The organism is Rubrivirga sp., from assembly GCF_049648075.1.
Classification (GTDB): domain Bacteria; phylum Bacteroidota; class Rhodothermia; order Rhodothermales; family Rubricoccaceae; genus Rubrivirga.
Window position 1 is genome coordinate 1 of sequence record NZ_JBARYR010000629.1, and the last position, 8,460, is coordinate 8,460.

At 69.7% G+C, this 8,460-nt stretch carries 7 protein-coding genes; all 7 read right to left on the reverse strand.

What is annotated here, in order from left to right; genetic code table 11:
• The coding region (locus WBA11_RS17130) for a hypothetical protein (RefSeq protein ID WP_424521858.1) at positions 1-1,240 on the reverse strand (1,240 nt) is incomplete at its 3' end.
• 41 nt (positions 1,241-1,281) lie between these two features.
• Entirely contained in the window at positions 1,282-2,547 is a 1,266-nt protein-coding gene (locus WBA11_RS17135) for a CsgG/HfaB family protein (protein WP_424521859.1), read from the reverse strand.
• A gap of 71 nt (positions 2,548-2,618) precedes the next feature.
• The gene (locus tag WBA11_RS17140; protein WP_424521860.1) at positions 2,619-3,749 is read right to left on the reverse strand and encodes a hypothetical protein; all 1,131 of its coding nucleotides are present in this window, start codon (positions 3,747-3,749) and stop codon (positions 2,619-2,621) included.
• Positions 3,750-3,766: 17 nt separating this feature from the next.
• On the reverse strand, positions 3,767-5,536 hold the full coding sequence (locus tag WBA11_RS17145; RefSeq protein ID WP_424521861.1) for a protein kinase domain-containing protein: 1,770 nt from the start codon (positions 5,534-5,536) through the stop codon (positions 3,767-3,769).
• Between the two features lie 3 nt (positions 5,537-5,539).
• Entirely contained in the window at positions 5,540-6,337 is a 798-nt protein-coding gene (locus WBA11_RS17150) for a PP2C family protein-serine/threonine phosphatase (RefSeq protein ID WP_424521862.1), read from the reverse strand.
• Positions 6,338-6,349: 12 nt separating this feature from the next.
• Positions 6,350-8,278 (reverse strand): transglycosylase SLT domain-containing protein, encoded by a 1,929-nt coding sequence (locus WBA11_RS17155; protein ID WP_424521863.1) that lies wholly within the window; start codon positions 8,276-8,278, stop codon positions 6,350-6,352.
• A partial coding sequence (locus WBA11_RS17160) for a hypothetical protein (RefSeq protein ID WP_424521864.1) occupies positions 8,268-8,460 on the reverse strand: 193 nt, incomplete at its 5' end. The genes WBA11_RS17155 and WBA11_RS17160, both read right to left, overlap by 11 nt.

Consider the following 8,460-nt stretch of genomic DNA (forward strand, 5'->3'; position numbering starts at 1 on the left):
GGTCGACGTCCTCGACCACGAAGCCTGGCCAGTCGCCGAAGGCTTGGAGGTCGAGCGTAGCGTCCGTGTCGGCCTCGAGGCCGAGTGTCCAGACGCCGTCTTGGAAGCGGCCGATCCAGTCCTGGCCGTCGGAGACGACGCTCAGGCGGAACGAGCGGCCGAGCGCGGCCGGCTTGCGCAGGTCGATGGGCGCGTCCGTCACGACGCCGTCGCGGCCGAGATAAACGGCGTCCTCGAGGTCGCCGGACCGGGCCGTGATGCCCAAGACGGAGGCGTCGCGGCCGGCGCGCTCTCGAATCCGCTCGGCGATCGGGCGGTCACCTGTCCGGGCCTGAGAGCCGCCGGGGCGGACTCGAAACTGGATGTCGGTCGGCGGACCGGTGTTGAACACGAAGTAGCCCTCCCACGTGCGGAGCGTGCTCTGACCACCGACGTACCGGCCGTTGTCGGGGCCTGGCTCGTGTGCGACGGGGTCCTCCACACCCGCCGGGCGCTCCACGTCGGACCATTGAATCGGGAACAGGTACGGGTTGCCGATCTGATTCCAGCCAGACTGGAGCCGTACCACGACTGGCACCGCCTGTGGGTCGCCGTCCTCGAATGCGACGCCGGCGGAGAGCCCCTCGGTCACCTTGAACGTTCCGCCCTGCGCCGTGACGAGCCAGAAGCCGCGACCTGGCCGGATCCGAACCGATCCGGGGTCGGTGACAGCATCTCGGTAGCGCTGCTCCGGAGCGTTCCAGCGAAACGCTCGCCACAACGAGGGGTCGCCGCTGCTCCCGAACGTTTGGCCCAGTACGTCGATGGGGTTATCGCTTCCTAATTCCTGGGGTGAGTTGGCAAGCTCACCAAGAACGACCGGGATCGTCACCATCCGATTGAGCCGGGACGGCAGCGATATGTCTGACGTGATGGCTGCTATGAATGCGGGTACGCGCACAGGCGCCGTCTCCGGGTTGTCGACGGGTTCTGTAAAGGTCTGCCCATCGAGGACGTACTGAGCGTACCCCTCGACACCTTGAGCTGGGTACACGAATGGGAGATCAACGAGCCAGATCCCTCCACCTTGATCGACGCCCTCTACCCGCTGGTACGTCGCATCGCCTAGAGGTCTGACGAAGAGGGCCGCTGACTGGGGTCGAGTGTCGAGGAACGCGATCGTCGCCTGGACCCTGAGCCCGGCCGCCGGGTCTGTGACGTTGATTTCGACCCGGCCCCCTTGCGCGAGCGCTGGTGACACCGCGCTCGAGAGGAGGGCGAGAATGAAGAGAACTCGCATCATCATGGCTGGTTACCCTGGCGTGGTGGGACAGGAGGTGGACCGGGCAGCGGCCCTAGGACGCCAGCGCGGTTGCCCTCGACGCCGGGCTCTCTGGTCTCGGGGCCCGGCGTTATGTGCCCCCCAAGCGTGCCCCTGAGGGCATCTGCACGCAGGCGGACGACGTCGACATTCGGAAGCCCTACGGGATCGATGGTGCCGTTGACGGCGACGTTGAGCGTCGGGCCGGGTGGCTGCGATCCCGCGGACGAGACGTCTGCCTCCGCTTGGGCTTCAGCCGCCAGCGCGAACGACGGGTCCCGCGCGAGCGCCTGGCCGTAGAGCTCGGCCGCGCCTTGGAAATCGCCGTCGTCCTCGAGGAGGAGCGCGCGGCTGTAGAGCAGGAAGGCGAGCAAGTCCGTCGTGGGCGCTTCCAAGATGCGAGCCTGCTCGGACTCCGATAGCGTCACACCCAGCCGTTGCAAGACGGCGACGGTGATCGTCTTCTGGACCTCGAACAGGTCCTCGACCGTCCCCTCGGTCGTCTCGAACTCGCGCAGACCGTCCAGCCACACCGCAGACTCGATGCGCAAGGCCTCGCCCTGCACGTCGACCTCACCGCCGACCAGCTTGTCGGCGCGCAGCAAGCGGCCTACGCGCGGGACCGTCGACGCATCGAGGACGCCCTGCTCGGCCAGCTCGTACTCGGCCAGCAGTGCCTGCAAGCGGGCGCGCTCCACGACCTCGAGGTCGACGGACGCCAGGTCGATCGACAGCACCTCGGCCAGTCCACGTCCGAGCGCGGAGTACTCTTCGTTGTCGCCTCGGTACGCGAACGGCAGTACGCCGATAACGCCCGTTCCGGCCACGTCGGCGACATCGTCCTCGACCAGGAGCGCCGCCGCGAACTCGGACTGCAAGCGGGCGCGAACCAACCCGTTGAGCCGTCCCCGAAGCGAGTCTCGATAGACGTCGCCGGCTTGGACGTTCAGGTAGCGCGCGTACGCGTTCTCGGCTTCGTCGGTCTGACCGAGCGCTTCGTTCGCCAGGCCGACGAAGTACAGCGTCTGCCCGTCGTTCGGGTCGATCTCGAGCGCCTGAGAGAAGGCGCCGAGCGCGGGGCCGTACTGCTCCTCGAGGGTGAGCAAGGCGCCCAGGTCCCGGAGCGCCTCGACGTCGCTGGGGTTCTCAGCGACGCGGGCCTCGAGGTCGGCTCGGGTGGGGATAACCGCCGGTCCCGCGCACGCCCCCAGGGCGACGACGAGAGCGAGCAGCGAGAGGCGGGTCATAGGGGTGGTGGGCGTGCGACGGGGTCGCGTTGGCTTCGCCGGCCTTACGGTTCTCGAGGGCGAAGCGTCGGCTAGTTGTTGGCGGCCATCATCGGGACGACGCCCTCGTCCATGCGGAGCTGCGCGGGCTCGTAGCTCGGATCGAGGCTGAGAGCGAGCTGGTACTGCTCGGCGGCGGCGGCGAAGTCCTCGGTCTCCTCGAGGGCGAGGCCGCGGGCGTAGGCGATCACGGCGTCGAGCGACTCCGGCGCGGTCTGGGCCGTCGGAGCGGCGGGCAAGCGGGCGTCCACGGACTCGGCGACCAATTCGCTGAGGCACGACACCAGGGCGTCGAACTGCGAGGCTCGGCCTTCGACGCGCTCACCCATCAGAATGCGGCCGGTCTCGACGTCGACGACGCGGGCGGTCAGCAACATGTCGTCGCCGTTCTTGATGTACGTGCCGAAGACGACCTGGTCGGCGCCGAGCAGTCGGCCGGCCTGGCGTCCGCCTTCCTGCGTCGCGGCCAGGTTTTGCTCGTCCAAGAGCCACTGCAAACGGACGCGCTCGACCAACTCGAGCTCCGTCGAGCCGCGCATCCGGTCGATCATCAAGGACGCGAACCCAAGCCGGAGCGGGTCGACGGCGTCGAAGTCGGTGATGGAGCCGTTGGTGAAGTCGGCGATGGCCAGGGTCCGGTCGCGGTCGGTGCGGACGGCGTAGTCGCCGTCGACGTCGCGGCGCACTTGGTAGAAGGCCTCCAAGAGCGCGAGCGGCTCGACGTCGGGGTCGAGGCGGACCATCGGTGGCTCGTTCTCGACCAGCCGGCGCAAGGCGTCGGCGGCACCGTCGCGGTCCCCGAGAGCGAGGCGCGTCCGGCCGAGCATCCGGAGCGCGACGCGCTTGACTTGGGCGTTGGAGCCCGGCGCGTCTGCGACGGCGTCGAACTGAGTCGCGGCGTCCTCGAAGCGGGCCTCGTTGTAGGCCCCGGCCGCCGCATCGAGGGCGGCGTTCTGTCCTCGGACGGACGAGTAGCTGGGCTCGGTCTGAGGGGGAGCGGGTGGCGGCGGGGGCGGCAGGTCTGCGACCGCGACCGTCGTCCTCGAGGACGAGCCTTGGCAGGCAGCGATCGAGGACGCGTCGGAGGTCGAGGCGCCGGGGCCGCTACACGCGCTCAGCGTGAGGGCCGCGGCCAGGGCCGCAGCGGGGATGAAACGGGGCATATCGGGAGAGGTCGTTTTTAGTAGGAGGCCGCGGCGGCGCGGACTTGAAAAGCCACCGGCACCGCTGGGAGCGGGTCCGGCGAGAAGCGCGGCGGTACGTCGACCGTCACGATCTGATCGTTGATGACCTCGAAGCCGCGCCGCCGCACGAACACCGTGTGGCGTCCGACCGGGAGCGAGATCTGGGTTGGGGTCTGGCCCTGGGCGTTCCCGTTCACGACGACGCTCATCCAGGCGCCCTCCGCCCCGCTGGTCGTGACGCGGACGGCACGGGCCGGCGCGTAGCACTGGACCGGGGTCCGCTGGCCGGGGGAGACCGTGACGCGAGTGGTTTCAGAGAGCGGTCCGGCCGCACAGCGAGCCGTGTACGTGCCGGGAGCGAGCTGCCGGCTCGTGTTTGAAATACTGGAACCGTCGACGGTGAGCGTCACACCGGCCGCGGCGATGCCGTCGACGGCGCCCATCGCGGGCGCGGACTGGACCGGCGGTGGAGCGGTGGATTGCTGCTGTTGGGCCGGCGGTGGGAGCTGCTGTTGCTGGACCTGGACTTGTTGCGGTGGAGGCGCGGTCTGGACCTGGGCCTGTTGCGGCGGCGGGTCCACGACCGCGACGTCGCCCGTCGCGGGTACATCCGTTCCGGCTTCGAGGCCGGCGGGACCACCCTCTTCTCCCGTCGAGGGTGCTGCGCTGCTGTCGACGGCCTCGGTTCCGCCCTCGAGGTCGGCCTCGTCGTCTTGGGTCGCCATCCAGAAGCCTCCGGCGGCGAGCGCAGCGACGGCAATCAAGCCGATGCCCAGGATCAGCGGCGACGGCTTCTTCGACCTCGAGGGCGTGGCGTCGGTGCCACTCGAGGTCGGAGGAGGTGTGGCGGGGCGGTCGTCGGCCTTCTTCTTGGCGACCGGCGTCGGGATGCGCGTCCGGGTCGGCGTCTGTTCGTCGCCGGCTTGGGCGAGCGCGTCGCGCATCTCCGCCGCCGACTGGTAGCGCTGGTCGGGGTCGCGCTCCAAGACACGCATCAACGCGTGGGCGACGGGCGCAGGGACCTCGGGGCGGAAGTGCGTCGGGGGCGGAAATTCCTCCTCGACGATGGCGCGCATCGTGGTGAAGTCGCCGCCGTCACGGTCGAACGGCAAGCGTCCGGCGAGGGCTTCATACGCCGTCAGGCCGAGCGAGAAGAGGTCGCTGCGATGGTCGAGCGTCGGCAGGGACCGGACCTGCTCGGGCGACATGTAGGCCAGCGTGCCGGCCACGGCCTGGGTCCGCGTCACGTCGCCGTCGGCCTGGAGCCGGGCCAGGCCGAAGTCGGTGAGCTTGACCGTGTCGTCGGTCGTGAGCAGGACGTTGCGCGGCTTGATGTCGCGGTGGATCACGCCGACGTTGTGCGCGGCCTCCAAGCCGAGCAGCATCTGACGGAGGAGCGGCCACAGCGTCTTCCACGGCATCGGCGCGCCCAAGCGAGCATGGAGGTCGCCGCCGTCGACGTACTCCATCACGATGAACAGCCCGTGCTCGGTCTCGCGCAGCGCCATCACGCGCACGATGTGGGGGCTGGCGACGCGGGCCATCGCGCGGGCCTCCGTCCGGAAGCGGCGCACGAACGTGGCGTCGCTCGCCATCTCGGCCGAGATCGACTTGAGCGCGACCGGGATCCCGAGCGCGGTGTCCTCGGCCTTGTAGACGACGCCCATGCCGCCCCGGCCCAGGACGCTCTCGATGTGGTACTCCCCGACGCGGACCCCGATGAGGGGGTCGGCGGGCGGCCCGGTGTAGACGGTCTCGTCACTCATGGATCAGGGGGCGACGTGGACGACGACGGCCGTCGCGTTGTCGCGGCTTCCGAGCTTGCTGGCGAGCGCCACCAACCAGTCGGCGGCTTCTTGGGGCGCGTAGGTCTGGACGACCCGGGCTACCTCATCGAGGTCGACAGGGGCCAAGCCGTCGGAACACAGTACGAAACGATCGCCCGCCACGAGCGGGCCGGCCTCGAGGGCGTCCACTTCGACGGCGGCCTTGATCCCGACGGCGCGTGTCAGGTGATGGGCGCGCGTCTTGGCGATCTCGGCGAGCGACGGGTCGTGCTTGGCGGCCTCGCCCATCGTGTGGTCCGTCGAGAGCTGCTCGACCTTCCCGTCGCGGACGCGGTAGGCGCGGCTGTCTCCAACGTGGCCGAGGTAGGCATGACCGTCGGCGACTAGGAGGAGCGAGCACGTCGTGCCCATGCGGCGGTGGTACGGTCCGCCGGTCGCTCTCGCCCACACGGCGTCGTTTGCAGCGATCACGGCCTGCTTGAGTAGCGCGAGCCGGTCCGTCTGGGTGCGGAAGCCTGGTCCGAACGACGCCAAGACGGCCTCGACGGCGACGGTGCTCGCCTCGGCGCCGGCCTCGTGGCCGCCCATCCCGTCGCACACGACGAACACCGCCGGCTGGGGCATCGCCCGTCCGGACGTGGGACCGGACGCGACGAGGGTGGCGGGAAGGACGCCCATCGCGTCCTGGTTCTCGCTTCGGACCAAGCCGACGTCGGTGCGCGCGCCGGCGGCGACGCGGAGGGTTTGGGATCCGGCGAGAGAGGCCTGGGACGGATGCACGGGCGTGAGGGGCTACGGTCCGGCGGAGCGCTGGGCATCGACGGCGTCGGTGCCGAGCCGTGTGGTTCGGCCGGATGCGGGACCCTCGGTTCGAATGCCGCCCGTCCCTCCCGCGAGCGCTCGTTGGACAGGCGGGTCCATGTCGATCCCAAACAAACGTGGGTTCTGGCCGACGACCGCCGCCGCGAAGATCTTCATGACGTAGTCCTTGGTCTCGTTCGGCATCCGGTTCCGGTACTCGGTCAAAAACCGCCAGTAGGTGCGGCTGGCCGGGTCGTTGGCGATGCCGCGCATGTTGCGCTGGATTCGTCCCTCGCCCCAGTTGTACGACGCGCACACCAAGAGCCCGCTGGCCTGGGAGATGCGGGTGTAGATGTCGTGCAAGTAACGCGCGGCGGCGTCGGCGGCCAGGTTGAAGTCGTGGCGCTCGTCCATCGGGTCGTACTGGTTCGTCGATACCAGCGGTCCGGGCTCGAGGCCGTAGCGCTCGCCGGTCTGGGGGATGAACTGCCATGCGCCTTTGGCGTGCCCCCAACGCGTGGGGGGGCCGACGGCGCGCGTGTTGAAGTCGCTCTCTTGCAAGGCGAGGTAGAAGAACTCCGTCGGCATGCCATGGCGGCGCAGGGCGTTGACGGCGTCGACGTCGAACCCGTTGGCCTGGGCGTGGCGGATGCCGCGTACGAAGCGGCCACCGTTCGCCCAGTAGTTGATCTGGACCGAGACCTCGTCCACGAACGCGGGCGGGATCGCGAGCTCACTCTCGCCGAACGCCCGCGCAGTCTTGTAGATCAGTTCCTCCTTGGACGAGAGCCCGTCGTAGACGCCCAGGTCGCGGACGAACCGGTCGTAGCGAGCGGCCGTCTGGCGCCGGGCCTCGAGGGCGCGCTCCAAGTCGACGTTCAGGCTGTCGGCGCGCTCGGGGTTGGACTCGATCTCGTCCTGGATGTCCTGGACCTGCTCGGCGATGCTGATCTCGAACGTCTTGAGTTGGTAGAACAGCTCCTCTGCCTGGGCCCGGTATTGGATGGCGCGGTACTGCAAGAACCCGGCGTACCCGGCCGCGCCGAGAGCGACCACGGCGACGGCCGCGATCCAGCCGCGGTACTTCGACCGCTCTTTCTTCTGGGCGACCTCCTGGGTCTTCTTGATCTCGTCGTACGCCTGGCGGATAAACTGCGTCCGCTCACCGACCGGCCCGTCGCTTGGTCCTTCGCCGAAGTATCGGTCCCGCAGCTCCTGCTCCGTGAGGTCCTCGGCCAGTGTGCTGACGACGGGCTCGGGCGCGGGACCCGGCGTCGGCCCACCCACGAGGGTGAGGTGGGGGGCTGCGGGTGGCTCGCTCGGCCTCGAGGGCGTGTCGTCACGCCCATGGAGGCCGCCACTCTGGATCCCCGCTTCCGTAGGGGGGACGGGTTGGGGAGTGGACGCCGGCCCGGAGGCGTGGGCGTCTTCCCGCGTCCTCGAGGACGGCTCGCCCACGAATGTGGCGGGCTCTGTCGGCGGGTGTGGGCGGAAGGGGTCGGCCTCGAGGGCGGGTGCCGTGACGGCTCCCGCGTCGCGCGGCTGAGAGGCCGGATCGGGCGGCGCGTTCGTCGTCCTCGAGGCCGAGGCGTCTCCCAGGGACAGTTTGAGGAACGGCCCGCCATTCCCGACTTGCACCTCGACCGCGTTGGCTCCGCCGGCCTCACGGCTCTCGAGGTCGAGGCTGGTGATCTGGGCGCCGTCTGCAAACGTCCCGTTGGCGCTGCCGACGTCCGCGATGCGCCAACCGCCCTCGACGGGTGCGACCTCGAGGTGGCGCCGGCTGACGCGCGCGTTGTCGAGGACGACGTCAGCGGGAGCGACGCGGCCGACGGTGAACGGCCGGTCGAACGTCCACGACTCTCCCCCCGACTCGGCGACGAGCGGCACGACGGTGACGCCGGTGGCCTCAGGCGGCATCCGCAATGGGCTCGGTGGGGACCTCGACGCCAAACACGATCCCGACTGGGTGAGGGAGGATCTCGCGCGGCGGACGGAGCCGAACGCCATACGTCTTGGAGGTCTCTGCGTCGTGCTCCTCCAGGTGCTGAACCGTGACCGCGTCCTCCTCCGTCGTGCCTCCAAGGAAGGCCCGGAAGCGC